This window comes from Streptomyces sp. NPDC002209, assembly GCF_042890265.1.
GTDB lineage: Bacteria > Actinomycetota > Actinomycetes > Streptomycetales > Streptomycetaceae > Streptomyces.
Genome location: NZ_JBIARX010000033.1, coordinates 1 through 26,021, shown reverse-complemented (window position 1 = coordinate 26,021; position 26,021 = coordinate 1). Strand labels below are relative to the sequence as shown.

At 72.5% G+C, this 26,021-nt stretch carries 24 protein-coding genes and 1 pseudogene; 10 read left to right on the top strand and 15 right to left on the bottom strand.

The genetic code is table 11. The annotated features are described in order from the left end of the window. Positions 1-270: 270 nt before the first annotated feature. Positions 271-1,464, bottom strand: coding sequence for an acetyl-CoA acetyltransferase (locus tag ACFYXK_RS33405; protein ID WP_389414572.1), 1,194 nt, complete (start codon positions 1,462-1,464; stop codon positions 271-273). Positions 1,465-1,620: 156 nt separating this feature from the next. On the opposite strand from ACFYXK_RS33405, the gene ACFYXK_RS33400 reads away from it, so the two are divergent. Further along, complete coding sequence (locus ACFYXK_RS33400) at positions 1,621-2,820, top strand: acyl-CoA dehydrogenase family protein (RefSeq protein ID WP_389414571.1); 1,200 nt, start codon at positions 1,621-1,623, stop codon at positions 2,818-2,820. After that, a complete protein-coding gene (locus ACFYXK_RS33395; RefSeq protein ID WP_389414570.1) occupies positions 2,820-3,299 on the top strand; it encodes a nitroreductase family deazaflavin-dependent oxidoreductase in 480 nt (159 codons plus the stop codon). The genes ACFYXK_RS33400 and ACFYXK_RS33395 overlap by 1 nt, the downstream gene beginning before the upstream one ends. Positions 3,300-3,419: 120 nt before the next feature. Here the strand turns inward: ACFYXK_RS33395 and ACFYXK_RS33390 are convergent, their stop codons facing one another. Continuing rightward, complete coding sequence (locus ACFYXK_RS33390) at positions 3,420-4,067, bottom strand: TetR family transcriptional regulator (protein WP_053790587.1); 648 nt, start codon at positions 4,065-4,067, stop codon at positions 3,420-3,422. Positions 4,068-4,443: 376 nt separating this feature from the next. Between ACFYXK_RS33390 and ACFYXK_RS33385 the strand changes: the two genes are divergently transcribed. From ACFYXK_RS33385 to ACFYXK_RS33375, 3 genes are all read left to right on the top strand, one after another. Further along, positions 4,444-5,244: a VOC family protein gene (locus ACFYXK_RS33385; protein WP_389414569.1), complete on the top strand. Its 801-nt coding sequence runs from the start codon at positions 4,444-4,446 to the stop codon at positions 5,242-5,244. Between the two features lie 263 nt (positions 5,245-5,507). Next, the gene (locus ACFYXK_RS33380) at positions 5,508-7,934 is read left to right on the top strand and encodes a PQQ-binding-like beta-propeller repeat protein (RefSeq protein WP_389414568.1); all 2,427 of its coding nucleotides are present in this window, start codon (positions 5,508-5,510) and stop codon (positions 7,932-7,934) included. Between the two features lie 56 nt (positions 7,935-7,990). Next, positions 7,991-8,485, top strand: a complete 495-nt coding sequence (locus tag ACFYXK_RS33375) for a peptidylprolyl isomerase (protein ID WP_389414567.1) — start codon at positions 7,991-7,993, stop codon at positions 8,483-8,485. Between the two features lie 94 nt (positions 8,486-8,579). On the opposite strand, the gene ACFYXK_RS33370 is transcribed toward ACFYXK_RS33375, so the two are convergent. The 3 genes from ACFYXK_RS33370 to ACFYXK_RS33360 are packed head-to-tail and all read right to left on the bottom strand — an operon-like array spanning position 8,580 to position 10,938. Then, positions 8,580-9,092, bottom strand: coding sequence for a hypothetical protein (locus ACFYXK_RS33370; RefSeq protein WP_389414566.1), 513 nt, complete (start codon positions 9,090-9,092; stop codon positions 8,580-8,582). A gap of 2 nt (positions 9,093-9,094) precedes the next feature. After that, entirely contained in the window at positions 9,095-9,592 is a 498-nt protein-coding gene (locus ACFYXK_RS33365; protein ID WP_389414565.1) for a hypothetical protein, read from the bottom strand. Positions 9,593-9,630: 38 nt separating this feature from the next. Next, complete coding sequence (locus ACFYXK_RS33360; protein ID WP_389414564.1) at positions 9,631-10,938, bottom strand: hypothetical protein; 1,308 nt, start codon at positions 10,936-10,938, stop codon at positions 9,631-9,633. Positions 10,939-11,193: 255 nt separating this feature from the next. Between ACFYXK_RS33360 and ACFYXK_RS33355 the strand changes: the two genes are divergently transcribed. After that, positions 11,194-11,667 carry a hypothetical protein gene (locus ACFYXK_RS33355; RefSeq protein ID WP_389414563.1) on the top strand — a complete coding sequence of 158 codons (474 nt, stop codon included), beginning with the start codon at positions 11,194-11,196 and terminating at the stop codon, positions 11,665-11,667. Positions 11,668-11,709: 42 nt separating this feature from the next. Here the strand turns inward: ACFYXK_RS33355 and ACFYXK_RS33350 are convergent, their stop codons facing one another. The 3 genes from ACFYXK_RS33350 to ACFYXK_RS33340 are packed head-to-tail and all read right to left on the bottom strand — an operon-like array spanning position 11,710 to position 14,151. Then, on the bottom strand, positions 11,710-12,486 hold the full coding sequence (locus ACFYXK_RS33350; protein ID WP_389414562.1) for an enoyl-CoA hydratase/isomerase family protein: 777 nt from the start codon (positions 12,484-12,486) through the stop codon (positions 11,710-11,712). Next, on the bottom strand, positions 12,483-12,986 hold the full coding sequence (locus tag ACFYXK_RS33345) for a Zn-ribbon domain-containing OB-fold protein (RefSeq protein WP_389414561.1): 504 nt from the start codon (positions 12,984-12,986) through the stop codon (positions 12,483-12,485). The genes ACFYXK_RS33350 and ACFYXK_RS33345 overlap by 4 nt, the downstream gene beginning before the upstream one ends. Before the next feature lie 13 nt (positions 12,987-12,999). After that, positions 13,000-14,151, bottom strand: coding sequence for a lipid-transfer protein (locus ACFYXK_RS33340; RefSeq protein ID WP_328621180.1), 1,152 nt, complete (start codon positions 14,149-14,151; stop codon positions 13,000-13,002). A gap of 86 nt (positions 14,152-14,237) precedes the next feature. Here ACFYXK_RS33340 and ACFYXK_RS33335 point away from each other — a divergent pair, with 86 nt between their 5' ends. After that, a complete protein-coding gene (locus tag ACFYXK_RS33335; protein ID WP_389414560.1) occupies positions 14,238-15,863 on the top strand; it encodes a FadD3 family acyl-CoA ligase in 1,626 nt (541 codons plus the stop codon). Here the strand turns inward: ACFYXK_RS33335 and ACFYXK_RS33330 are convergent. The 4 genes from ACFYXK_RS33330 to ACFYXK_RS33315 form a co-directional block, all read right to left on the bottom strand. After that, on the bottom strand, positions 15,853-16,425 hold the full coding sequence (locus ACFYXK_RS33330) for a Uma2 family endonuclease (RefSeq protein WP_389414559.1): 573 nt from the start codon (positions 16,423-16,425) through the stop codon (positions 15,853-15,855). The two genes, ACFYXK_RS33335 and ACFYXK_RS33330, sit on opposite strands and share 11 nt — an antisense overlap. A 59-nt stretch (positions 16,426-16,484) precedes the next feature. Further along, positions 16,485-17,213 (bottom strand): class I SAM-dependent methyltransferase, encoded by a 729-nt coding sequence (locus ACFYXK_RS33325; RefSeq protein ID WP_389414558.1) that lies wholly within the window; start codon positions 17,211-17,213, stop codon positions 16,485-16,487. Between the two features lie 272 nt (positions 17,214-17,485). Next, a complete protein-coding gene (locus ACFYXK_RS33320; protein ID WP_383520794.1) occupies positions 17,486-17,713 on the bottom strand; it encodes a hypothetical protein in 228 nt (75 codons plus the stop codon). Between the two features lie 173 nt (positions 17,714-17,886). Beyond that, the gene (locus ACFYXK_RS33315; protein ID WP_389414557.1) at positions 17,887-21,153 is read right to left on the bottom strand and encodes a BTAD domain-containing putative transcriptional regulator; all 3,267 of its coding nucleotides are present in this window, start codon (positions 21,151-21,153) and stop codon (positions 17,887-17,889) included. Positions 21,154-21,296: 143 nt separating this feature from the next. On the opposite strand from ACFYXK_RS33315, the gene ACFYXK_RS33310 reads away from it, so the two are divergent. Then, positions 21,297-22,517: an amidohydrolase family protein gene (locus ACFYXK_RS33310; protein WP_389414556.1), complete on the top strand. Its 1,221-nt coding sequence runs from the start codon at positions 21,297-21,299 to the stop codon at positions 22,515-22,517. Between the two features lie 75 nt (positions 22,518-22,592). Further along, complete coding sequence (locus ACFYXK_RS33305) at positions 22,593-23,426, top strand: trypsin-like serine peptidase (RefSeq protein ID WP_389414555.1); 834 nt, start codon at positions 22,593-22,595, stop codon at positions 23,424-23,426. A gap of 15 nt (positions 23,427-23,441) precedes the next feature. On the opposite strand, the gene ACFYXK_RS33300 is transcribed toward ACFYXK_RS33305, so the two are convergent. Then, entirely contained in the window at positions 23,442-23,837 is a 396-nt protein-coding gene (locus ACFYXK_RS33300) for a VOC family protein (RefSeq protein ID WP_389414554.1), read from the bottom strand. 51 nt (positions 23,838-23,888) lie between these two features. Next, a pseudogene (locus tag ACFYXK_RS33295) lies at positions 23,889-24,161 on the bottom strand (IS630 family transposase); the annotation flags it as partial. Between the two features lie 323 nt (positions 24,162-24,484). On the opposite strand from ACFYXK_RS33295, the gene ACFYXK_RS33290 reads away from it, so the two are divergent. Next, entirely contained in the window at positions 24,485-24,712 is a 228-nt protein-coding gene (locus ACFYXK_RS33290) for a hypothetical protein (RefSeq protein WP_389414553.1), read from the top strand. Positions 24,713-25,142: 430 nt separating this feature from the next. Here the strand turns inward: ACFYXK_RS33290 and ACFYXK_RS33285 are convergent, their stop codons facing one another. After that, on the bottom strand, positions 25,143-25,583 hold the full coding sequence (locus ACFYXK_RS33285; protein ID WP_389414552.1) for an NUDIX hydrolase: 441 nt from the start codon (positions 25,581-25,583) through the stop codon (positions 25,143-25,145). Positions 25,584-26,021: the final 438 nt, after the last annotated feature.

Genomic DNA, 26,021 nt, shown 5'->3' with positions numbered 1-26,021 from the left:
CGCGAAGCGACGCGACCGCAGGGAGCGCCCTTGAGGGACCGGCACGACACGGAAGGACAGTGGACTGCCGGGAAACCCCCGGACGCTCTCCCGACACCGGACGCGGGGATCCCGCCCCTTGTGCCCCGGTCGGCCCTCCCGACCCCGCGTACACGGACACCGACCCTTGTGCCCCGGTGAGCCCTCCCGACCCCGAGGGCACGGACCCCCGACCTCCGGCCTCCCCGCAGGTCCTCCCGACCCCGACCCCGACCACACCGACCCCGCCCCTCACCCCCGTCCCAGGATCACCGTCCCCGACGAGCAGAACCAGCCGCCCGTGCCCGATGCCAGGGCGACCTCCGGGAGGCGGCCGTCCCGCTTGGTGACCTGGCGGGTCGGGCCGGCCTCGCCGCGGAGTTGGCGGACCGCTTCGACCAGCAGGAACAGGCCGCGCATGCCCGGGTGGCAGGCCGAGAGGCCGCCGCCGTCGGTGTTGACCGGCAGTTCCCCGTCCCGTAGGAGGCGGCCCTTCTCCACGAAGGCCCCGCCCTCGCCCTTCGCACAGAAGCCGAGGTCCTCCAGGGTGACCAGGGTCATGTACGTGAAGGCGTCGTAGATCTCCGCGAGGTCCACGTCCGCCGGGGTGAGGCCCGCCCGCTCGAACGCCCTGCGGCCCGAGACCGCGGCCGGGGAGACGGTGAAGTCCTCCCACTCCGACATCGTGGTGTGGGAGACGGACGTGCCCGTGCCCAGGACCCACACCGGGGACTTGGCGGTGTCCGGTACGTAGTCCTCCGCCGCCAGCAGCACCGCGCAGCCGCCGTCCGAGCGGATGCAGCAGTGCAGCTTCGTGAACGGGTCCGCGATCATCTCGCCGGACAGGACGTCGTCCACCGTGATCGGGTCGCGGAACATCGCGTCCGGGTTGGTCGCCGCGTTCGCCCGGGCCTGCACGGCCACCGAGGCGAGCTGCTCGAGCGTCGTCCCGTACTCGTGCATGTGGCGGCGGGCCGCCATCGCGTACTTGGAGATCAGCGTGTGCCCGTACGGGACCTCGAACTGCAGCGGCCCCCGCGCCCCGAAGGAGAGGTTCGAGGTGCGCCGCCGGGCCTTGATGTCGGCCCGTGCCGTCGAGCCGTAGACGAGCAGCACGGCGTTGGCGTGGCCGGCGGCGATGGCGTCCGCCGCGTGCGCCGCCATGACCTCCCAGGTCGATCCGCCCACCGAGGTGGAGTCGACCCAGGTGGGGCGCAGCCCCAGGTACTCGGCCACCTCGACCGGCGCGAGGATGCCGAGGCCCGCCGAGGCGAAGCCGTCGACGACGGAGCGGTCCAGGCCGGAGTCGGCCAGCGCCCGCCGGGCGGCCTGTGCGTGCAGGGCGTACGGGGTGGGGCCGTCCACCCGGCCGCAGTCCGAGAGGGCGACGCCGACGACGGCGACCCGGCGGCGTCCGTTGCGAGGTTCGGGCGTGGGTCCAGGCATGCAGCAGACCGTACATCTGACGTGCCGTCAGTTTCTAGTCCACGCAACCCGATCGCCCGGCACCCGATCCCCCATACCCGAGCCCCCCGCCCCCTGTGCATCTGTCGCCGCCCGCCCTAACATGACGGCCCGTCAGATACGGGGAGGAGCCCGACGATGGATGCCGCCTTCACCGCGGAGCAGGACGAGATGCGCCGTACCCTGCGCGAGATCCTGGGCAAGCGCTGCGGACCGGACGAGGTCAAAGCCGCCGTCCGCACCGCCGCCGGACACGACCGCGAGCTGTGGCGGCAGCTCTCCGCGCAGCTCGGCCTGCCGGGCATCGCCGTCGCCGAGGAGTACGGGGGCGTCGGCTGCACCCCCGCCGACCTGGCCCTGGCCTGCGAGGAGACCGGGCGGGTGCTGCTGCCCTCGCCGCTGCTGGCCACCGCCGTGCTCGCCGTGCCACTGATCACCGCGCTCGGCACCGCGGCCCAGCGCTCCGCGCTGCTCCCGCCGCTCGCCGCCGGCGGGCTCACCGCGGCCCTCGCCGTCCCCGGCCCGGCGCTGTCCACCGCCCTCGCGCTGACCGGCGAGAACGCCCCCGGGGAGTGGGCCGGCGGGGGCCGGGCCGGCGGGGTCCAAGCCAAGGCCGGCGAGGACGGCGGCTGGCGGCTGTACGGGGAGGTCGCGCAGGTGCTCGACGGGCACAGCGCCTCCCTGCTGCTGGTCGCCGCGCACACGGGCGGGTTCGCCCGGAGCCGGACCCTGCTGTTCCTCGTACGGGAGGACGCCCCCGGGCTCGTCCGGTCGCGGCAGGCCACCCTGGACGAGACCCGGCCGCAGGCCCGCGTCCAACTGCGCGACACCCCCGCCGAGTTGCTCGGAGCCGATACCGACAACGCCGCCGACGACGCGGTCCTCGCCGCGCTCGCCGCCACCGGGCGCGCCGCCGCCGCCGTCCTCGCCGCCGAGGCGGTCGGCGCGGCCGGGCAGGCGCTGGCCCGCACGGTGGAGTACGTGCGCCAGCGCGAGCAGTTCGGCCGGCCCGTCGGGTCGTTCCAGGCGGTCAAGCACCGCCTCGCGGACCTCTACGTACACGTACAGGCGGCCCGGTCGGCGGCCTACTACGCCGCCTGGGACCCGGGGCAGGGCGGCCTCGCCCTCGCCCAGGCCCTGGAGGCCCTGCGGGTCACGGCCGGCGAGGCGATCCAGCTGCACGGCGGCATCGGCTTCACCTGGGAGCACGACGCACACCTGTACTTCAAGCGGGCGGCGGCCGACGAGCTGCTGTTCGGCCCGGTCCACCGGCTGCGGGCGCACGCCGCCCACCGCGCGGGCCTGTTCACCACCCCACAAGAGAAGGTGGCCGTCTGATGGCCGTGGCAGCCGGCGTCAAGCTGATGCAGAAGGTCTCCTCGACCATGCTGTTCGCCAGGATCGCACCGCACTTCATCCCCGCCATGGACAAGGCGGTGCACAAACTGACCCGCGGCAAGGTCATGCTCAGCGCGCAGATGCTGCCCGGCGTGATCCTGACCGCCAAGGGCGCCAGGACGGGTGAACCGCGCACCACGCCGCTCGCCTGCATGCCGGAGGAGGGAGGCGTCAGCTGGCTGCTGATCGGCTCCAACTTCGGCCGCCCCGGACACCCGGCGTGGACCGGGAACCTGCTCAAGCACCCTGACGCGGACGTGAGTTGGAAGGGGCAGGACATCGCCGTACGGGCCCGGCTGCTGGAGGGCGAGGAGCGCGCGGCGGCGTGGCAGGCCGTGCTGAGGTTCTGGCCGCCGTACGCGACGTACCAGGCCCGCATCGAGCGCGAGATCCGGCTGTTCCGCCTGGAGCGTCGCTGATCGGGGCGGACGGCCGACAGCCGGGGAAGAGAAGGGGAAAAGAAGGGGGAGGCAGGGGAGAAGAGGGGAGAGGGGAGAGGGCGGCGTGGGGAGGGCGGCGGACCCCGGGAGGGTCCGCCGTTACTTGGTCGGCTTCTTGCCCGTGATGCCCAGGTGGACGAGCAGCGCCAGGTTCGGCTTGAGCTCGGCCTGCTTGACGCCCCAGGTCTGGAAGCCCTTCTGGTGCGAGGCCACCGCGGCCAGCATCGCGACCAGTGAACCCGCCATCGCCGCCGGGCTGAGGTCCTTGTCGACCTTGCCCTTGGCCTGGAGCTCCTTCATCGACTCCGTGAGGGAGTTGGTGACGGAGTTCAGGATCTTCATGCGGATCTTGTAGAAGCGCTTGTCGCCCTCGGCCGCGCCGAGGTCGACGACCCGCAGGATCGCGTCGTTGCGCCGCCAGAAGTCCAGGAATCCCTCGACGAGTTCCTCGGCGGCCTGCCAGCCGGCCTTGCCGACCCAGTTGCGGCCCTCGACGAGCGCCGTCAACTGCGCGCCCTCCGTGGCCATTTGCTCGGCGATCTCCAGGACGGCGCCCTCGACGTCCGGGAAGTACTGGTAGAAGGTCGCGGGGGAGGTGCCGGCCTTGCGGGCGACGTCGATCACCTTGACGTCGCGGTACGGCGAGGAGCTGAGCATCTCGCTGAGGCAGTCGAGCAGCTTCTGCCGCGTCGCCTGACCGCGCCGGCCGGCAACGCGGCCGTCGACGGTGCGTACTTGTCCTGTCATGCCGTCAGCTTACCGAGGGGTGATCTGCGCGCGATTCGGCCGCCTGCAAATGGGGTTACGCGACACCTGGCCTGGGCGAAGCCCGTACCCCGGGCCCTGCCGGGTGGCTGTTTCCGGCCGGGATCCGGCCGGGATCCGCCCGGAATCCGGGCGGGCGAGGCCCCGAGGAGGTGCCCGTTCCGGGTGCGTACCGGGCGGATCCGGGGCGGATCCCGGGTGGATCCGGTGCGAAATCCGGGCGGGCGCCCGCCCGGGTGACCCGACCGCTTCCTCTCGGTATCCCCCGATTAGTCTTATCAACAGGCTGTGGACAAGTTTTCGGGCAGATCATGGCTGAGGGGCACGGGGCAAAGGGCACAACGGAAGGAAACGGGCCATGGCCGCATTCGCGGAGGGCACACCCTGCTGGGTGGACGCCTCGCTTCCGGACGTCGAGGCGGGCAAGCGCTTCTACGGTGAGCTCTTCGGGTGGACCTTCGGCGGCAGCGCCGGCCCCGAGTACGGCGGCTACACCCAGGCCTACAGCCGCGGCCGCAACGTCGCCGCCCTCGCCCCCAAACCCGACGGCCGCATGCCCACCGTCTGGGGGATCTACCTCTACACCTCCGACGCCTACGCGTGCGCCGCCCGCATCCGCGCCTCCGGCGGCCAGATGGTCATGGATCCCCAGCCCGTGGGCCCGTACGGCGCCGCCGGGCTCGCCGCCGACCCCGGCGGGGCCGTCTTCGGCCTGTGGCAGCCCGGCACCCACCACGGCTTCGAAGCCCAGCAGGAGCCGTACACGTACTGCTGGAGCGAGGTCTACACGCGGGCCCGCGACGCGGTCGACGTGTTCTACGCCAACGTCTTCGGCTACGTCCCCGAGGACCAGGACGACGCGGGCACGGGCGTCGAGTACCGCCTGTGGTCCCCGCCCGGCAGCCGGCCCGGCGCGGAGACCGCCGTGATGGGGCGCAGCCTGATCACGGACGCGTTCCCGGAGATCATGCCGGCGCACTTCCTCGTGTACTTCGCCGTCCCGGACTGTGACGAGTCCGTCGCGACGGTGAAGCGGCTCGGCGGCCGGGTCACCGCCGACCCGTTCGACACGCCGTACGGGCGCATCGCGGTCGTCGCCGACAACCAGGGCGCGGTGTTCGCGCTGCTCTCGGAGCCCCGTGGCGGGCAGGTGGAGTAGCGGCCGCCGGGCAGGGCGGCCGGGCCTCCGCCGCGTCGTACGCCGTCCGCCCGTACGTCTGCCGTCCGTCGTCCGTCCGCCCTACGTCCGTCCGCCCCGCCCGGACTGTGACGACACGGCCCGGGCGCGGGCCTGACAGAATCGGGGTTGCGCGACCCCGGGCGGCGCCCGGGGTGAGACGCTGCACGGGGCCGACCGCCGTGCCGGCGCGCGTGCAGGTGGGAACGGGCCCGGCAAGGGCCCGTACGGGGATTGTGAGGCGAGTGGTGGAGCAGCTGACGCAGCACGACCCGAGACGGATCGGCCCCTTCGAGGTGCTGGGACGGCTCGGCGCCGGCGGCATGGGGCTGGTCTATCTCGCGCGGTCGGCATCCGGACGCCGGGTGGCGATCAAGACGGTGCGCACCGAGCTCGCCGAGGACCAGCTGTTCCGGGTCCGCTTCACCCGTGAGGTGGAGGCGGCGCGCGCCGTGTCCGGCTTCTACACCGCGGCCGTGGTCGACGCCGACCCGCGGGCCGCCGTGCCGTGGCTGGCGACCGCGTACGTCCCGGCGCCCTCCCTGGAGGAGATCGTCAACGAGTGCGGGCCCATGCCCGCCCAGGCCGTACGGTGGCTCGCCGCCGGCATCGCGGAGGCCCTGCAGTCCATCCACGGCGCCGGCCTCGTCCACCGCGACCTGAAGCCGTCCAACGTGCTCGTCGTCGAGGACGGCCCGCGCGTGATCGACTTCGGCATCGCCAGCGGTGTCTCGAACACCCGCCTGACCATGACGAACGTCGCCGTCGGCACACCCGCGTACATGTCGCCCGAGCAGGCGAAGGACTCGCGCAGCGTCAAGGGCGCCAGCGACGTCTTCTCGCTCGGCTCGACGCTGGTCTTCGCCGCGACCGGGCATCCGCCGTACCACGGGGCCAACCCGGTGGAGACGGTGTTCATGCTGCTGCGCGACGAGCCCAACCTGGAGGGGCTCCCGGACGAGCTGCGGCCGCTGATCGACTCCTGCATGCAGATGGACGCCACCCAGCGACCGACCCCGGCCGACCTGCAGGCGCAGCTCGCCCCGCACCTCTTCGACGGCGGCGACGACAGCGGTACCGCCTCGGCGTGGCTGCCGGGCCGGGCCGTCGCGATGATCGAGGCCCGGCGGGCGGGGCAGCGCACGGCGGCCGCGCCCGTCCCGGCGCCCGGCCGCCCTGCGGGGCGCGCCGCCGAGGCCGCCACGCACCGCCGGGAGCCGCGCGGCGGCGCCGACCCGTGGGTCGACCCGCGCACCGGCCAGGCCGTTCCGCAGCGCCCGCAGCACCCGCCGCGGCCGACGTCCCCGGTGCCGTCCCCCGCGCCCTCCGGTGAGCCGGTCCGCCTGGGGGGCTCCCCGGTGCCGATCGGGCCCGGGCCGCGGGCGAGCGCCTCGGCTCCCGCCGCGCACGCGCCCGCCGCCGACTCGGCGACCGGATGGGTCCGCCCGCCGGGCGGTGCGGCGGCCGCCGCGCACGCCCCGGGCCCGGCCTCCTCCGCCGCGTCGGCCGTGGTGCCGTCCCCCGGCCCGGCCCCGGACAGCGGCCGCTGGCGGCCGTGGCGCTTCCGCATGTCGAACGAGGTCTGGGGCACCCCGACCGTCGCCGGAGACCTGCTGTACGTGACCTCCTTCGAGGTGCACGCGCTGGACGTGGCCACCGGCCGCCGCCAGTTCAAGACCCGCGACGTGGCCTGGTCCATGGCCGTCGCGGACGGCCGCATCCACGCCTCCGACGGCCCTTCCCTCTACGCGCTCGACGCCTCCGACGGCTCCGAGCGGTGGCGGCTGAACACCGACGCCTGGGTGTACGCCGTGCGCGCCGACCGGGGCACGGTCGTCACCGCCACGCGCGGCGGCGGCGTACAGGGCTGGGAGGCGTCCAGCGGCCAGAAGCTGTGGGAGCTGACCGGCGCCCAGAGCGATTTCGAGACCCCGGAGGCGGCCCCCGTCCTGCACGAGGGCACGGTGTACGTGTGGCAGGACGCGAGGCTGCGCGCCCTGGACGCCCGCAGCGGCCGTGAGGCCTGGTCGTACCCGGTCGGCGACGCGGCCTCCTGCGGCAACGTCCCGGTCCGGGTCACCCCGGCGCCGGACGGCAACGTCTACATCGCCGCCGGCACCCGCGTGCTGTCCGTGGACCGGGCCTCGGGCCGGGTCCGCTGGCACTTCGAGGCCCCCGCGGTCTTCCTGGCCGCCCCGGCCTTCGCGCCCGGCGCGGCGGTCACGGGCGGTGGGGTCTACCTCGCGGACTACCTGGGCACCGTCTACGCCCTGGACGCGGCCACCGGCAGCGACCGCTGGCGCATCGCCACCGAGCCGCGGCCCTCCTCGGACCCGGTGCTGGTCGTGGGCGGCAACGTCCACCTGGGCGCGGGCAGCGCGCTGTACACGCTCGACGCGGTCACCGGCACCCCGAAGTGGCGGTTCGCCGCGGGCGGCGAGATCACCGGCCCGCCGGCGGTCGCGGACGGCCGCGTGCACTTCGGCTCCGCCGACCACTGCCTGTACACCCTGGACGCGGCGGGTGGCCAGCTGCGCTGGAAGCTGGCCACGGGAGGGGAGATCACGGGCGCCCCGGTGGCCGAGGCGGGCGTGGTCTATGCGTGCAGCAAGGACCGCTGCGTGTACGCCCTGGACGCGGCCAAGGGAACGGGGACCCGTACGGCCGGGTGAGGGTTTTCGGGCCCCTCCGGGTCGCGCGCAGCACCGGGAGTGACAGGATGGACCCCATGAGCAACGTTTACTTCGACATCAACATCGACGGCAAGCCCGCCGGCCGCATCGTCTTCAACCTCTTCGACGAGGTCGTCCCGAAGACGGCGCGCAACTTCCGCGAGCTGGCCACCGGCCAGAACGGCTTCGGCTACGCCGGCTCCGGCTTCCACCGCGTCATCCCGCAGTTCATGCTGCAGGGCGGCGACTTCACCAACCACAACGGCACCGGTGGCAAGAGCATCTACGGCGAGAAGTTCGAGGACGAGAACTTCCAGCTGAAGCACGACCGCAAGTACCTGCTGTCGATGGCGAACGCGGGCAAGAACACCAACGGCTCGCAGTTCTTCATCACCACGGTCCTCACCCCGTGGCTCGACGGCAAGCACGTCGTCTTCGGCGAGGTCGTCCAGGGCTCCGAGATCGTGGACCAGATCGAGAAGCTCGGCACCCCCTCGGGCGCCACTCGCGGCAAGATCGAGATCGCCGCCTCGGGCGTCGTCGAGGCCTGATGCCCTCCGGCACCACTGCCTGACCGGCCGGCCGGCCCCGCCCCCTCACCGGGGGCCGGGGCCGCCGCCATGTCCGTGGCGGCGCGGGTACGCGTCAGAGTTTGCGGACTCCGTGCCAGGACCAGCCCGCGCCGAGGACCGTCTTGCGCAGCGGGTCCTTCAGGTCCCGGGCGGTGTTCAGGCTGAACGACTCGACCTTCCGGCGGCGGCCTTCGGCGTCGCGCTCGAAGGTCCACTGCTTCTGCACGTGCCGGATCGGCCCGCGGCCGTGCTCGCGCTGGACGGTCCGGCCGGGCGGGCTGCCCGCCCGCGTCACCGCCCACTGCTCGTCCGCGGCCCGTACCTCGCGCTCCGCGGGGAGCAGCCGCATCCAGACCTTGAAGGTCCGCTCCACCTGCCGGCGGCCCAGGCCCGTGCCGGTGGCGGGCTCCATGACCTTCCAGTCCGCCACCAGGTCGGCGCCCCCGCCGCCCGCCTCGCGCACGCTGAACACCACGCCCGTGCCGTTCAGCGCGAGCAGCGCGGCGCGCAGCTCCGTGGTGGGGATCGCCGTGACGCCGCCGTCGGCGCGCACCGTGCCCATGTACTTGTCCCAGAGGCGGCCCATCGCTAGGCCCCTGCCCCGGTGTCGGGGCTGACCGTGCGCAGGAACTCCTGGAAGTCGCCCACGACGCCGTCCTCCTGCGCCGCGGTCGAGGTCAGGATCAGCCGGATCACCGCACGCCGGTGCGGGTCCTCGAGGTCCAGCACGGCCAGGTAGACGTGGGACTGGACGAGGTCGCGGCGCACGCCCTTCACGACGGCCGACAGGGTCAGCCGCTGGGCCAGGCCCGGCGAGGCCTCGGAGCCGAGCTCGCGGCGGCTGGTCACCACCACCGACTCGGCGACCCGGCGCACGCGGTCCACCGACTCCTCGGCCATCTCGGCCAGCGTCGCCCCGTCCGGCAGGAAGTCGCCGTCGACGGCGATGTTGGCGGTGAAGCCTTCGTCCGGATGCTCGTGCAGCGCGATGAACGCCACGCCCGGAGCGCCCACCTCCTCCGGAGGGGCGGGTCGCCAGCCGTCGGGCAGGCTGAACTCGATCGGCACCGGCAGGGTCGTGGGCATTTCAGGCCCTCCTTCCACAGGGGGAGTACATCAGTCGATCAGTCGAACCAGCTGGTGACTTCGTCCTTGACGGAGCCGGCCGTGTCACCCACCCAGTCGGCAGCGTCGCCCGCGGCGTCCTTGACCTTGCCCGGGTCGATCGTGAACTCGGCGCCCACGGCGCCGCCGCCCCCGAGGGCGAGGCCCCCCTTGCCGCCGAAGTGGTACTTGCCGTCCTCCCCCTTGCCGAAGTCCCATTTGAATTCCGCGCCCACGCCCTCCCAGGCCTCGGCCGTGGCGCCGGCGCCGAGCCCGGCGACCTCCGTGCCCGCGGCGGCGCTGGCCTTCTCGCCGGCGAACGCCTTGAAGTTGCCGTTCCAGCCCGTCTTGCCCAGCGTGGTGCTGGCGGAGGCCTCGGCGCCGGCGAATCCCTCGACGCGCCCGTAGCCGCCGACGTGACCGTACTCGGCGCGCCCCTCCATCATGGCCCGGATGCCCACGGAAGCCTCCGCCTTGGCGGTGAGGCCCTTGTCGGTGAAGCCGTAGTTCGCCGTGGCCCTGGCCCCCAGGTACATGTCGTCGATACCGGAGAGCGTGAGCGACCCGTTCTTGTACTCGCCCTGGTACGTCATGTGGAAGAGGTCGGCGTAGAGCTTGAACGACCCCTCCTTGCCGTACTTGGTGCCGGTGAGCTTCATGCCGGCGTCGGGTCCGGTGAGGGAGAAGCCGTCGTCCCCCTTTTCCCTGAACGGGGAATCGGGGAGCTTCTTGGGGGCCTTGTCCAGGTCGCCCTCGGCGTAGCGGTTGAAACCGGCGAGCGATTCGTCGTCGCCCTTGCCCAAGGCGTCCCGGTTGCTGTCGATGACGGCGGCGCTGAGGGCGGTCTTGACGTTCTGGTCGAGCTCGGCGACGGCCTTCACCCGGTCGTCGATGTACTGCTGCCACTTGCCGACGGCTTCGCCGATCGCCTTCTGGCCGTCGGGGTCGTGGTGGTAGGCGCTGCGCTCGGAGGGTGTGAGCTTCGCGTAGTCGAACGCGACGCGTCCCTGCTCGGAGACGGTCATGCCGGCGGCTATCGCGTCGTCGCGCGCGCTTTCCAGCTTCTTCTTCAGATCGGTGAACTTCTCGTGCGCGTCGCGCAGCAGGCTCCCGATCGCCTTGGCCTGGGCCTGCGCGGCGGTGTACTCGTAGCGGGTCGCCGCGAAGTTCGTGTGGGCGGTCTGCTGGCTGATGCCGTTCCAGGTCTCCCCGCCCAGGGTGATCTTCTGCACGGAGTCGGCGTAGCGGGTCTCGACCTTCTTCAGCTCACCCGCCATCTCCTCCCACTTGGCGGCGGCCGTCGTCAGCAGGCCCAGGTTTGTGGTCATGACTTCGTGGTAGGTCAGCACCAGATCCCCTCACAGCTTCCCCAGCGTCTTCACCTTTGACTGCGCCGCAAGGAACCGGACATGGTGTGCCTCCCCCGTTGGCCGGGTTTGATCATATGCATGGCAACTGTGAACGGGCCAAGGGCCGGGTGAGCCCTCACGTTTCCTGCACGTGGCAGGGCCCTGCGACCCCGGGTCCCGGCGCGGACGGCGGTGATAGCGTGGCCCGCCGTCGTCAGGGGAGGGGGTCGGGCCATGGTGGCCGGACGTCGTATCAGGTTCACCGCGGTGCTCGTCGCCGTGGTCTTCGCGCTCACGGGCTTCTCGTCCGGCGGGCACAGCGGGAAGAGCAAGGGCAGCGGCAGCGGCGGCGGGTGCTCCAGCTCGAAGAAGAAGAGCAGCCACGACAGCAACAACAGCAACAACAGCAACGGCGGCGGGAAGTCGACGCCGTCGCCCGGCAAGAGCGCCGGCCCGCCCGCGCACGCCCAGGTCGTCACCTGCGCCGGGCCCGGCAGCCCGAAGGCCGTCCTCAGGGTGACCTCCGACGTGGACAAGCAGAGCACCGTCGACGTCCCGCTGACCTTCGAGGGCGCGAACGGCGTCCTCGACCGGACCTCCGTCCGCGTCACGCTCAAGGCCCGCGAGACCCAGACCGTCACCGCCCCGATGATCCACGACGACAAGGCCGCGGACGTGAAGACCTGCGTCGTCGGCCGGATCGGCTAGGAGCCGGCGCGGACGGCGCGGCCGGCGCCCGGCCGGCTGCGCTCAGCGCACCCGCGGCTCCGGGGCCGTCCGGCGCCCGGTGAACAGGTCCGCCTGCCGCTCCGGGGAGAGGTTCCCCAGCGAGATCAGCGCCGGGGCCTGGGCCAGCGCCTGCTGCAGCGCCGCCTGCTTCGCCGACCACAGGGCCCGTACGGTGCCCTGCACGGCCTGCGTCGGGTACCCGGCCAGGGTCTGCGCCGCCCGCAGCGCCGCCGGGAGCAGCTCCTCGGGCGCCGTCAGCTCCGAGACCAGGCCGATCTCGTAGGCCCGCTGCGCGGAGAGCCGCTCCGCCGTCCCCATCAGGGACATCCGGGCGGCCTCCCCGAAGGGCATCCGCTGCGCCATGTACACGGCCTCGTACGCGCTGACCATCCCGTACGTCGTGTGCGGGTCGAAGTACGTCGCGGCCGAGGAGGAGACGATGAACTCCGACTCGCCCAGCAGGTAGAACGCCCCGCCGCACGCCATGCCGTTGACGGCGGCGACCACCGGCTTCCACAGGTCGTTCGCCTTCGGGCCGACGGACAGCAGCGGGTCGTCGACCGAGTACGGGGAGGCGGGCTGCGGCACGCGGACGCCGCGGTCGATGCCCGTGCAGAACGCGGCCGGGCCGGCTCCCGTCAGCACCACCGCGCGGACGTCCTCGGCATGCCGGAACTCCCGCCACACCTCGGCCAGTTCGGCGGCCGTCGCCAGGTCGATCGCATTGTGCCTGCGCTCCCGGTCCAGGGTGACGACCGCGACCCCGTCCGCCTTGTCCCGCTCCACCCGTACCGTCACGGCTTCTCCAGTACCCAGCGCGGCACGGTCATCCCACCGGTCTCGGTGAACACCGCCTGGACCCGGGCGCCGATGCGCAGCCGGGCCGGGTCCACGGAGTTCAGCGGGGCGCCGGGGGAGGTGACCAGGTTCCCGGCGAGGCGGATGTGCGGGGCGTCGGCGAGCTCCACGAGGATCACGTTGTACGGGGCCTGCGCGGCGTACGCGGGGAGCAGCGGCGGGTGGGGCCGTACGTAGGACCAGATGCGGCCGCGTCCGCTCATCGGGCGCCACTCGGAGTCGAACGACTGGCAGTGCGGGCAGCAGGGTCTGGGCGGGAAGCGGAGGCGGCCGCACGCGGTGCAGGCCTGGATGCGGAGTTCGCCCCGGGCGGCGTACTCCCAGAAGGGGGCGCCGTCCTCGTCGGGGACGGGCAGGAGCAGCTGGTCGGCCGGGGCCGGGGCCGGGTCCGGGTCCGGGTCCGTGGCCGGGGGCGTTGCCGGTGCCGGGGTCGTCGTCATGGTCGTTCGCTCCTCAGGCTCGCAGCAGGATCGCGGACGTCGGGACACCCTCGCCCGCGGTCACCAGGCAGGTCGCGGCGTCCGGCACCTGGGCGGTGGAGACGCCCCGCAGCTGCTTGACGCCCTCGTTGATCAGGTTGAAGCCGTGCACGTACGCCTCGGACAGGCCGCCGCCGCCGGTGTTGATCGGGAGCCGGCCGCCGATCTCCAGGGACCCGCCCTCGGTGAACGCGGCGCCCTCGCCGCGCCCGCAGAAGCCGTAGCCCTCCAGGGAGAGCGGGATCAGCGGGGTGAAGGCGTCGTAGATCTGGGCCACGTCCACGTCCTGCGGCCCGAAGTCGGCCTGCTTCCACAGGTGCCGGGCGGCGGTCCAGGCGGGGCCGGACAGCGGGTCGTCGTTCCAGTAGTTGACCATGCCGTGGTGCTGGGCGGGCAGCCCCTGGGCGACGGAGTGGACGTACACGGGCTTCTGGCGGCAGTCGCGGGCCCGCTCGGCGGAAACGATCACGCAGGCCAGCGCCCCGTCGGTCTCCAGGCAGTTGTCGAAGAGGCAGAGTGGATCGCTGATCATGCGGGCGGTCATGTACATCTCGCGGGTCAGCGGGCGTTCGTACATCATCGCGGCCGGGTTCTCGTTGGCCCGGTTGCGGCAGGCCATGGCGACGTTGAAGAGGTGGTCGCGGGTGGCGCCGTACTCGTGCATGTAGCGGCGGGCCAGCATGCCGATCTCGTCGGCGGGCCGCAGCAGCCCGAAGGGGCGGGTCCACTGGCCGGGGGTGGGCAGCTGGACGGCGGTGTTCTTCCAGGGGCGCGGGCCGGAGCCGCGTTTGCGCGAGCGCCAGGCCACGCCGACGCTCGCCTGGCCGGTGGCGACGGCGGCCGCGAGGTGGCCGACGGTGGCGCAGGAGCCGCCGCCGCCGTAGCCGATCTTGGAGAAGAAGGTGACGTCGCCGGCGCCGATGGCCTTGGCGACCTCGACCTCGTCGGTCTCCTCCATCGTGTAGGAGGAGAAGGCGTCGACCTCGGCAGGGGCGATCCCGGCGTCCGCGAGGGCGGCCAGGATCGCGCGGCAGGCCAGTTCCTTCTCGGACTCGGGAAGCCGTTTGGCAAAGGCGGTCTGGCCGATCCCGACTATCGCCGTAGCGTCCTTGAGTGTTGCCGCCATCGCCACCTCCGGGGCTGCACCAGTACTGACAGCCGCGAAGGCTACAGCTAATCTGACGGATAGTCAGCTACTGGGAGGGGTGTGCGATGAGCGAAGACGCGCGGGGGGATCTGCGCTGGGGCAGCATCGCGGGGCTGGTGCGCGCGGCGGCCGGGCGGTACGCCGAGCGCGAGGCCGTCGTCGACGGACGCGTCCGCATCAGCTACGCGCAGCTCGGCGAACGCGTGGAGCGCGCCGCGGCCGCCGCCATCGCCGCCGGGGTCGAGCCGGGGGACCGGGTCGCCGTCTGGGCCCCCAACACCCTGGAGTGGATCGTCTCCGCGCTCGGCGCCGTCTCGGCGGGCGCCGTCCTCGTCCCCCTCAACACCCGCTTCAAGGGCACGGAGGCCGCCTACGTCCTGCGGCGCAGCCGGGCCAGACTCCTCTTCGTCACCGGCACCTTCCTCGGCACCTCGTACGTCGCCTCCCTGCGCCGGGCCGCCGCCGAAGGGGAGGGCGGCCGCGGCCCGCTGCCCGGACTGCCACACCTCGAGCAGGTCGTCGTCCTCGCCGAGGACGCCCCCGAGTCCTTCCGCACCTGGAAGGACTTCCTGGCCGGCGGGGACGGCGTCAGCGCCGACACCGTGCGCGAGCGCGCCGAGTCGATCCGGCCCGAGGCCCCCTCCGACATCATCTTCACCTCCGGCACCACCGGCAGCCCCAAGGGCGCCGTCATCACCCACGCCCAGTCGCTGCGCTGCTACGACGTCTGGAGCGAGCTCGCCGGCCTGCGCGAGGGCGACCGCTACCTGATCGTGAACCCCTTCTTCCACACCTTCGGCTACAAGGCCGGCATCATCGCCTGCCTGATGCGCGGGGCCACGATGGTCCCGCAGCCCGTCTTCAACGTGGACACCGTCCTCGCCAACATCGCCGCCGAGCGGATCTCCGTACTCCCCGGCCCGCCCACCCTCCACCAGTCGCTCCTCGACCACCCCCAGCGCGACCACCACGACCTGTCGGCGCTGCGCCTCGTCGTCACCGGCGCCGCCGTCGTCCCGCTCCGACTCGTCGAGCGGCTGCGCGGCGAACTGCACATCTCCACCGTGCTCACCGCCTACGGCCTCTCCGAGGCCAGCGGCATCGTCACGATGTGCCGGCGCGGCGACCCGGCCGAGGTCATCGCCTCGACCTCGGGACGGGCCATCCCGGGCACCCAGGTGAAGATCGCCGACCAGCACGGGTACGCCCAGCTCGCCGGCACGGCGGGCGAGGTGTGGGTCCGCGGCCACCACGTCATGCAGGGCTACTTCGAGGACGCGGCCGAGACCGCCGCGGCGGTCACCCCCGACGGCTGGCTGCGCACCGGGGACGTCGGGGTCCTCGACACCGACGGCAACCTGCGCATCACCGACCGGATCAAGGACATGTTCATCGTCGGCGGGTTCAACGCCTACCCCGCCGAGATCGAGCAACTCCTCGGCCTGCACCCGGACATCGCGGACGTCGCCGTCGTGGGCGTCCCCGACCCCCGCCTCGGCGAGGTCGGCAAGGCCTACGCGGTCCGCCGCCCCGGCTCCACCCTCACCGCCGACGACCTGATCGCCTGGTCCCGCCGCGAGATGGCCAACTACAAGGTCCCGCGCGCCGTCGAGTTCGTCGCCGAACTGCCCCGCAACGCGAGCGGAAAGGTCCTCAAACGCGAACTCCGCGCCCGCCTGGTCAAGGGGTGAGCGTGCCCAGGTCGATGTCCGCGGGGAACGGGACCGCCACCTTGAGCCGGTCACGGTGGATCCCGGTCGGAACGTACGTCCGGGTGACCGTGTCCAGCTCGTAGACGTGGACGGCGGGCTCGCCCTCTTCGTCCTCGACGCGCCAGAAGTGGGGGATCTGGGCCTGGGCGTACTTGAAGGGCTTGATGGAACGGTCGCGGTCGGCCGACTCCTCGGACACCACTTCGATCACCAGGACGACCTCGTCCGGGAGGTAGCGTGTGCGGTCGGGGTCGTAGGCCACGGTCGCGGCCAGGATGTCCGGTTCGGGACGGCTCCTCTTGTCGAGGCGGACGGTCATCTCCCGTTCGATCTCGACGCCGTCCGGCGCTGCCTGCCGCAGGTGGAAGGTCAGGTTCTCCACCAGCCGGGAGTGCCAGGACCGCTGCGGGGACATCATGAAGATCAGCGCTCCGTCGATGAGCTCGGTGTGCCGGGGTGCCTGGGGCCAGTGGTCGAGGTCGTCCGCTTCCCAGCCGCTCGGGCGGGGCGGGAGCATCCATTCGGGAAGCTCGGCTGCCATGGTTTCCTCCAGAGAGTGCTGTGCCAGCCTAGTGGGCCGCGCGCTTTCCTACCGGCGCTCTAGCCGAGCTTCCGGGCCAGGAGGAGGCGCCAGCGGGGGGTGCCGTCCTCGCGGCGGCCGAAGGGCTCCAGCGGCAGGGTCTCCACCGTGAAGCCTGCCGCCAGCAGGTCGGCGCGGACGCCGCCCAGCGGGAAGGTCCGGTAGTACATGACGAACGGCGGCCGCCACACGGCGTTGCGCACCCGCATCGCGGCGTCGAAGCCCGCCACCGCCCACCACACGGGGGAGACCGGCGGGATCGGCGCCCCGATCGGGAACGCGAACACGCCGCCCGGGCGCAGCGCCGCGTGGACGCCGGAGAACAGGGCGGGCCGCTCGGTCGGCAGGAAGTGCCCGAAGGCCCCGAAGCTGACGGCCAGGTCGTACGAGCCGGCCAGCCCGGGCGGCAGCGCCCGCGCGTCGGCCCGTACGAGGTCGATGCGCTCGTCGGGGTGCGCCCGCGCGGCCTCGGCCAGCATGCCGGCGCTCAGGTCCACCCCGGTCACCCGGTCCCGGCACAGCCGCCGCAGCATTCCCAGTCCCGCGCCGGTCCCGCAGCACACGTCCAGACCGTCCCCGAAGGAGCCTTCGTACCGGGCGAGCGCCTCCTCGACCGCGTCGAGCATGCGGTCCGGGGTGCGGAAGGGGGTCTGGTCGAACTTGGGCGAGAGCAGGTCGTACCCGCGCTCGACGGACGAGAGGGCCTGGACGGCGAGCTCGCGGACGGTCGGTCCCTGGGAGGTGAACACGAGCCCAGCCTAGTGACACGGGCCCGGGCCGGCAGGGAACGCATGCGACGGCGGCCGCGGTGGCTCCCCCTCCGGGCCACCGCGACCGCCGTCCTTGTTGTGCTCCCCCGTGTTCGTGCTCCCCCGCGGGTCCCCCGTGGCCCGCGTGGGCCGTGCTCCCCCGTTGACCACGGCGGGTTCCCCCGAATCCCCCGTGGCCCCCCCGTTGGCACCGGTCCCCCGTATCCCCCGTGGGACCAGCCCCCCGTCCCCCGTTTCCCCCGTGGGACGTCTTACGGACGCGGACCGGACGCGTGGTTGTCCATCGCCACGATGTCCTCGCCCGAAGCCTGCTTGTCCAGCGGCTTGATCTCGATGCCGGAGGCGTGATTGTCCATCGGCGTGATGTCGACGCCCGGTGCAAGGCTGTCGTCGAGCGGCTTGATCTCGATGCCGGACGCGTGGTTGTCCATCGGCTTGATGTCGCCGTCGTTCGGCAGGATGTTCTCGTTCGTCGTCATCGGTTCTCCTGATGGATGGGTCGGGCCCGTTCGGCGATTCCCCCGCGGACCGCCGAACGGGCGGTCCTCCAGCCGACTCTCGCGCCCCCCGACGCGGTGAGTCGATGTAGCTATCGTGGCGGGCGGCGATAAACGAACGATGAATGCCTCGTTCATCCGGCGATCGGTGCAGCTCAGGCCGCTATCTCCGAAGCCAGCAGGGCCTGGACCTCGGCCAGTTCGGCCGACTTCAGCTGTTTGAAGACGACCTCGGCATCCCGCCAGCACACCCGCGCCCGGTCCCGCTGCCCCAGCCTGCGCAGCGCCTTGCCCAGCACCGTCAGCACGGTCGCCCGGCGCCACTCCCCGCCGATCCCGCGCAGCGCGATGGCCTGTTCGGCGTGCGCGGCGGCCAGCGTGGGCCGGTGCGCGGCCAGGTGGGCCACGGCGAGCCGGAAGTGCGTCACGCCCTCCCACAGCGGCTGCCGGTTGTCGTGGAACAGCGAGAGCGCCTCGGTGAGCTGCGCCTGCGCCTCACCGAGCCGGCCGGCCTGCGTGAGGGCGATGCCCAGCGCGTAGCGGCCGTTGGCCAGGCGCAGGGTCAGGCCCATCCGGTCGTATATGGCGATGCCCTGCTCGGCGAGGTCGATGGCGCTGCTCAGCCGGCCCAGTTCGACGTGGATCCGGGAGAGGTTGCACAGTGCGCTGGCCTCGCCGATGTGGTTGCCGTCGGCGCGGAAGTTCTCGATGGCCTCCAGCAGGTACCGCTCGCCGTCGGCGTGCCGGCCCTGGTAGAGGGCGATGATCCCGCGGTCGTTGGGCGCCCAGCAGCTGGGCAGCGGGTCGCCGGCCTCGCGGGCGAGGTCCATGGCCTGGCGGGCTTCCTCGTCGGCTTCGCCGAAGCGGCCCGCGACCAGGTGGACGTTGGTGAGCGTGGTCCGGGCCCGGCCCTCCGCGTGCGGGTCCTTCGCGGTGTGCGCGGCGTCGCGCAGGGCCACGGCGGCGGACTCGTACTGCTTGGAGTTCGCCCCCGACTCGGCGAGGTCCTTGGCCGCCCACAGGAGGTCGACCGAACGGCGCAGCACGTCGACCACGCCGCCCTGCCCGGTCGAGCGGACGGCGGCCTGCCGGACGCACGCCAGCAGCGGGTCCGCCTCGGCGTACAGCCAGTCGAGGGCGGCGCGCGGCTCGGCGAAACGCAGGCCGGGGTAGTGGGTGGCGGACAGGTGGGCGGGGAGCCGGTCGCCGGGGCGCTCCACCGCGTACACCGCGGAGGCGGTGGCGAGGTAGAAGTCCAGCAGCCGGTCCAGGGCGGCGTCCCGCCCGCTCGGCGGCTGCTCGTCGCGGTCCGCGCAGGCGCGGGCGTAGAGGCGTACGAGGTCGTGGAAGCGGTAGCGGCCGGGCGCGGCCGATTCGAGGAGGGAGCAGTCCACTAAGGCTTCGAGGAGGTCCTCGGTGTCGTGCTCGGGCCGGTCGAGCACGGCGGCTGCCGCGGCCAGCGAGATGTCGGGACCGTCGGCGAGGCCGAGGAGGCGGAACGCGCGCTGCTGGGCGGGCTCGAGCTGGCCGTAGCCGAGCTCGAAGGTGGCCTTGACGGCGAGGTCGCCGGCCTGGAGCTCGTCGAGGCGGCGGCGCTCGTCGGCGAGCTTCGCGGCGAGCACGGACACCGTCCAGGTGCGGCGGGCGGCCAGCCGGGAGGCGGCGATGCGGATGGCGAGCGGCAGGAAGCCGCAGGCGCCGACCACGTCGAGGGCGGCCTGGCGCTCGGCGCCGACCCGTTCCGCGCCCACGATCCGGGTGAAGAGCTGGAGGGCCTCCTCGGGGCTCATCACGTCGAGGTCGACGAGATGGGCCCCGGCGAGGCCCGCCATGCGGACCCGGCTGGTGACGAGGGCGGCGCAGCCCGCGGTGCCCGGCAGCAGCGGGCGGACCTGGGCGGCGTCACGGGCGTTGTCGAGCAGGACCAGGACGCGGCGGCCGTCGAGCGTGGAGCGGTACAGTGCGGCCCGCTCGGCGGCGGTGTCCGGGATGGCCGTGTCGGGGGTGCCGAGCGCGCGCAGGAACGAGCCGAGGACGGCGACGGGCTCGGCGGGCCGCGGCTCGGTGCCCTGGAGGTCGACGTAGAGCTGGCCGTCGGGGAAGTGCGGGCGGGCGGCGTGCGCGACGTGCACGGCGAGGGTGGTCTTGCCGACGCCCCCGATCCCGGCGAGCGCGGAGACGGCCATGACCTGGCCCCCGACGCCCGAGAGGATCTCGCCGAGCTCGTTGACGAAAGTGGCGCGGCCGGTGAAGTCGGCGACGGTGGCGGGCAATTGGGCGGGCCTCACGTGTTTCGGCGCGGCGGCCGGTGCCGGGTCTTCGGCGCGGGCGAGTTCGGCGTCCGCGCGCAGGATGCGCTGCTGGAGCGCGGAGAGTTCGGGCCGGGGGTCGACGCCGAGTTCGTCGGCGAGGAGCCGGCGGGTGTCGGCGTACACGGCGAGCGCCTCGGCCTGCCGGCCGCTGCGGTACAGGGCGAGCATGAGGAGCTCGCGCAGCCGTTCCTGAAGCGGGTGCGCGGCGGTGAGGGCGGTCAGCTCGGAGACGGCCTCGGCGTGGTGGCCGAGCTCCAGGTCGAGGTCGAGGCGGGTCTCCAGCAGCTGGAGGTGCCATTCCGCGAGCCGGGTGCGCTCGGTCTCGGCGTGCGGCCCGGGGACCCCGGCGAGCGGTTCGCCGTCCCACAGGTCGAGGGCGCGGGCGAGCAGCGTACGGGCGAGGGTGCGGTCGCCGGCGGTACGGGCCTGTTCGGCGTCGGCGGCGAGGCTGCGGGCGACGCCGAGGTCGAGGGTGCCGGTGGGGGTGCGGATGGCGTAGCCGCCGGACTCGCTGACGAGCATGCCGGGCGCGAGGACCTTGCGCAGGCGGGAGGCGTACGTACGGATGGTGGCGAGGGCCTGCTGCGGCGGGTCCTCGCCCCAGATGGCGTCGATCAGCTCGGGCGCGGTGGCGGTCCGGCCGCCGCGCAGCAGGAGCGCGGCGAGCAGGGCGCGCTGCTGCGGGGTGCCGGAGGGCAGCGCCTCGCTGCCGCGCCAGGCGCGGATGGGCCCGAGGACGGCGAAGCGGGTGCCGGTGGGGGCGGGAGCGGGGTGCGCGCCGTCGGGCGCGGTCCCGTCCGGCTCGCCGGTGGCGCGGGTCGCGTCCGGCTCGTCGGCGGGAGTGGCGGCCGGGGTGGCGTGGGTGGCGGGCCGGGTTCCGGACACGGCGGGCGCGTTGGCCGCGGCGGTGTCCACGGCACCGGCCGCGGCAGTCGGCGTACCGGCCGAAGCGGAGGCCGCGGCAACGGCGTTGGCGCCGTCCGCGGTGCCCGGCGGGTCGGCGGGGCTGCCGGGCCGCGCACCTGCCGTGGCGTCCGGCGCGGCAGCGGAGTGGCGCCGGGCTGCCTCGGGGTGGTTCCGCTGGTGCGGGATGGCCGGTATGCCGTCCATCTGTCGTCCCCCCTGCCTTCCGTCGGTGTAAGGGCCAGTCTGCCCTGTCTTGCGCTTACCCGTCAGCCCGTGTCGGACCGATCACTTCCCAATCGCCGTCCAACTAGCTGACGGTTCGTCAGATTGACGCTACCGTGGGAGCCATGGAGACCTTCCCGAAGATCATCTCGGTGGACGACCACACGGTTGAGCCTCCCCACGTCTGGCGGGACCGGCTCCCGTCCAAGTACCGGGACACCGGCCCCCGGATCGTCCGCGCCCCCTTGAAGGAAATGACCTTCCTCGGCGGCAAGTTCGCCCCCGTGATGGGCGCCAGGGGAGACGACGGCCCGATCGGCGACTGGTGGGTCTACGAAGACCTGCACCGCCCCCTCACCCGGCTCGACACCGCCGTCGGCTACGACCGCGACGAGATCAAGCTGGAGGTGATCACGTACGAGCAGATGCGCCCGGGGTCCTTCTCGGTTCCCGAGCGCCTCGCGGACATGGACGTCAACCACGTCCAGTCGGCACTCTGCTTCCCGACCTTCCCGCGCTTCTGCGGCCAGACCTTCACCGAGGCCAAGGACCGCGAGCTCGGGCTGCTCGGCGTACGGGCGTACAACGACTGGATGGTGGAGGAGTGGTGCGGACCGCAGGCGCGGGGCCGGCTCATCCCGCTCACCCTCATCCCGCTGTGGGACGCCCGGCTGGCCGCCGCCGAGGTCCGCCGCAACGCGGCGCGCGGCGTGCGCGCGGTCGCCTTCTCCGAGATACCCCCGCACCTGGGGCTGCCCTCCGTCCACACCGACGAGTGGGACCCCTTCCTCGAGGCCTGCAACGAGACCGGCACCGTCATCGCCATGCACATCGGCTCCTCGTCGCGCATGCCGTCCACCTCGGCGGACGCCCCGCCGGCGGTCGGCTCCACCATCACCTTCGCCAACTGCTGCTTCTCGATGGTCGACTGGCTGATGAGCGGCAAGTTCGAACGCTTCCCCAACCTCAAGATCATGTACGCGGAGGGTCAGATCGGCTGGATCCCGTACATCCTGGAACGCGCGAACGTGGTCTGGGAGGAGAACCGCGCCTGGGGCGGCGTCGCGGAGAAGGTGCTGCGCCCGCCGTCGGAGCTCTTCGCGGAACACGTCTTCGGGTGCTTCTTCGACGACCCCTTCGGACTGAAGAACCTGGACTCGATCGGCGTGGCCAACGTCCTCTACGAGACGGACTACCCGCACTCGGACTCGACGTGGCCCAAGTCGCGCGAGGTGGGGGAAGCCCAGATGTCCCACCTCGCGCCGGACGTGGTGGAGTGCATCGTCCGCGGCAACGCGATCGACCTCCTCGGCCTGACGCCGGAAGGCCTGTGGCCGGGAGCCTGAGGCCTACCCCAAGGGTCCCCTTGCGGCGAAGGCGAACATCAAGGCATGCTTCGCCGAAGCAAAGTAGGAGGGGCGGTGGCGGTGGACAAGCGGACCGTGGTGACCGGGGTGTTGTGCGCGGTGGCGGCGCTGGGCGCGTCCGCTGCCATGACGAAGGTGGTGCCGGCGTCGGAGGGCGGCTCGGGCACGCACGTCAAGGCGGCGGCCCCGGCGAAGCCCTCGCCGAGCCCGTCTTCGCGATCGCAAGCAGCCAAGCAGCCGCAGCTGAACACCTCGGGCACGCCCCGGCCGGGCAGCCCCGCCGCCTTCACCGGGGCCCTGTTCGAAGGCGGAGTGCAGGGTGACCACTTCTGCACCGCCACCGTGGTGCACAGCCCAGGGAAGAACCTGATCGTCACCGCCGGGCACTGCCTGCTCGCCGGGAAGGCCGGCTCCGGGGGAGCGGTCTTCGCACCCGCGTACGCGAACGGCGGCGCCCCGTACGGAGCCTGGACGATCGAGGAGGTCTTCGAGGACCCCCACTGGGCCGAGGGCAACGACGACGACTACGACCTCGCCTTCGCCCGCATCGCCCCGGACGCGGCCGGCCGCAACATCGAGGACGTCACGGGCGCGGCCACCCTGGACACCACGGGCCGCTCCGGCGAGGAGATCACCGTCACCGGCTACCCGGCGGACCGCAAGGTCCCGCGCACGTGCACGGCGTCGGCGATCCGCGAGACCGAGACGGAGCAGCGCTTCGACTGCGCGGACTTCCCGGGCGGCACGAGCGGCAGCGCCTGGCTCGCGAAGGACGGGAAGATCATCGGCATCCTGACGGGCGGCGACACGGACGACGTCTCGACGAGCACGATCCTGGGCGAGTACGCGGCGACGCTGTACGCGAAGGCGACCTCCGCGGCCCGGTGAGCCGCGGCGGCCGGCTCACGGGCGCTCGCCCAGTACGTCGAGGTAGTGCGCGTTGTACATGAAGCCGAGGACGTTGCCGAACGGGTCGACCACCGAGGCGGTGACGAAACCGGGACCGCGCTCCGTGGGCGGCTCGTACGGCGCCGCGCCCATGGACAGCAGCCTCTCGAGCGTCGCGTCGACGTCGTCGACGTGCCAGTACACGACGGCCCCGCCCGGCTCGGCCGGCGCGCCGGCGGGCGCGTAGCGGCGGTCGATCAGCCCGAGCTCGTGCTGGTAGTCGCCGAGCCGGAACTCGGCGTACCCCGGCCGCTCGAAGTAGGGGCCGGTGCCGAGGAGTTCGGTGTACCAGGCCTTGGCCGCATCCAGATCGGCGGCCCAGAAACTGACGGTGGTCAGACCTCGCAACACGGAAGCTCCTCGGCTCGTCGTCGATGGCAGTGCCAGGACTCTAGTGGCGCATCAGGCAACGTTCGCCCTGTTCACCACTTCGCAGAGGCGTTGGTCGGCGGCATGCTTGTTCCGCCAGATGACGTAGCGGCGGATCACGCTGCCCTGCTCCTTGTGGCTGGCGTGGTCGGTGCCATCGAGAGCGAAGTAGTGGAGGGCGGTGAACTGGGCCTCGATGCGGTTCAACCAGGAGCTGTTGGTCGGCTTGTAGGCGAACTCGACGTTGTTGGACGCCGCCCAGTCGCCGACCCGGGTGTCCTTCTTCGTGGTCAGATGCGGGGAGAAGAACGGCGTCGGCTCCGTTGAGCACCCTCACAGCTCAATCCGTCTACCAGCGGGAATAGACCGCAGCCATCTGACGATCAAGCTCCGTTGCGCTGCCTACGAGAGGGCGCCACCGGCAGATCCATGGGAAACCGCTTGCCAAGTTCTTGATTAATTACGTCGTCAAGCTGCGCTCGTCGTGGTGTGACCTGTGCCCGCCACAGCTCGGCACGCGCCTCTGGCGTCAATGTCGAGCTAAGGACGGAATCCATGACCTCCTCAGCTCTGAGTTTGATTCCTATTGCAGGACCGCGTACTTCCCTGCCAGCCACCATGCTCAAGACGTGTTCGAACTCATGGATGTCGTGATAGGCATCTCGCATCTCATCAGTTCTAACCTCCTCCGCCAGCACAGCCCGCCGAAGACGGTCGATTGCGCCCTGAAACTGCACGTAGGTGGTCTGTCGCACTTGCCACCTCAGGTGCTCCTGCCCTATCTCAGCCTCTCGATGAGCCAACCTCAGAGCATTTCGGTGGGTGGCAGCTGCGAGCTCAAGGGCGCTCCGGTGTGAGGCTTCTGCCACACTCAGCGCAGTGCGGTGATTGGCCTCAGCTTGCTCTAGTGCTGCGCGATGGTTCGCCTCCGCCACCTCCCGTGCCGTGCGGTGGCTAGCCTCGGCCTGTTCAAGAGCCGTGCGCTTCTGCCAACGTGCAACAACCAGCGTCACTGGTATGCCTGCTAGCGCCAACAGCGCTGCAATGCCAGCTAGGTCCATGGTCATACATGATGACGTCTGGAAGTCCCATCTGAACCACGGGTGGGAAATTTCATCGCGTCAACGAGCCAGTTCGGTAGCTGGAGGGTGCCGCTGGGCGCGCTCGGTTTCTCGCCGCGCCTCGCAGCACTCCGCCAACACGGCAAAAGTTTCCGGTCACGGCACTAGACACCGAGCGGGTCGGTTGTAGTCCTCGTCGACGGGGTGTCGCGCCGCTCTTGCGGCGTCAGACCACCAGCCCGAGGTGGACCGGCCCGGCCGGCGCGTCGGCCAGCAGCTCCGCGAGCCGCGGCGGCCACAGGGGCTCCCCGAGCGAGGCCAGCGCCTGCTGGGACAGCCAGCGCCAGTGCGCGTCGGGCGACTCGGGGACGGGGTCGCGGCGCGGGCCGGTGGTGACGTAGATGTGCTCGTGCTGGCGCACGGGGATGCCTTCGTGGGTGAAGTCGTGCTCCCAGGTGCACAGCAGCCGCTGCGGCTCGAGGTCGGTCCACCCCGTCTCCTCCCGCAACTCCCGTCGCACGCACTCCTCGGGAGTCTCCCCGGGGTCGATCCCCCCGCCGGGCGGCAGCCAGTGGATCCCGACCTCGACGTTGTCCTCACGGAAGAGGAACACCGAACCGGTCGGGGAGAGGATGACAATGCGCGCTGCCTGCCTGGGAGTTCTCATCAGATCAGCGTACGACGGGGCAGGGTGCGGCGGGAGGGGCATCGGTGCCGGGGTCTACCTGCCGGGCGGCGGGGAGGCGGGGGTCGGGGGCTGTGTACGCGGCGGTGGGAGGGGCGGCGGGGGCCCAGGAGTCGGGGTCCGTGTACTCGGTGTTGGAGGGCGGGCGGGGAGGCCAGAGGTCGGGGACCTGTGCGCTCGGCGTCGGGAGGACCTGCGGGGAGGCCGGGGGCGGGGTCCACGTACGCGGCGGCGGGAACGCCGGAGGGGCACCCAGGGCGGGGCCTGCGTACTCGGCGACGGCAGGCCGGCCGGGAGGCCAGGGGTCGGGGTCTGTGCACTCGGGGTCGGGAGAGCGTCCGGGGGTTTCCCGGCAGTCCACTGTCCTTCCGTGTCGTGCCGGTCCCTCAAGGGCGCTCCCTGCGGTCGCGTCGCTTCGCG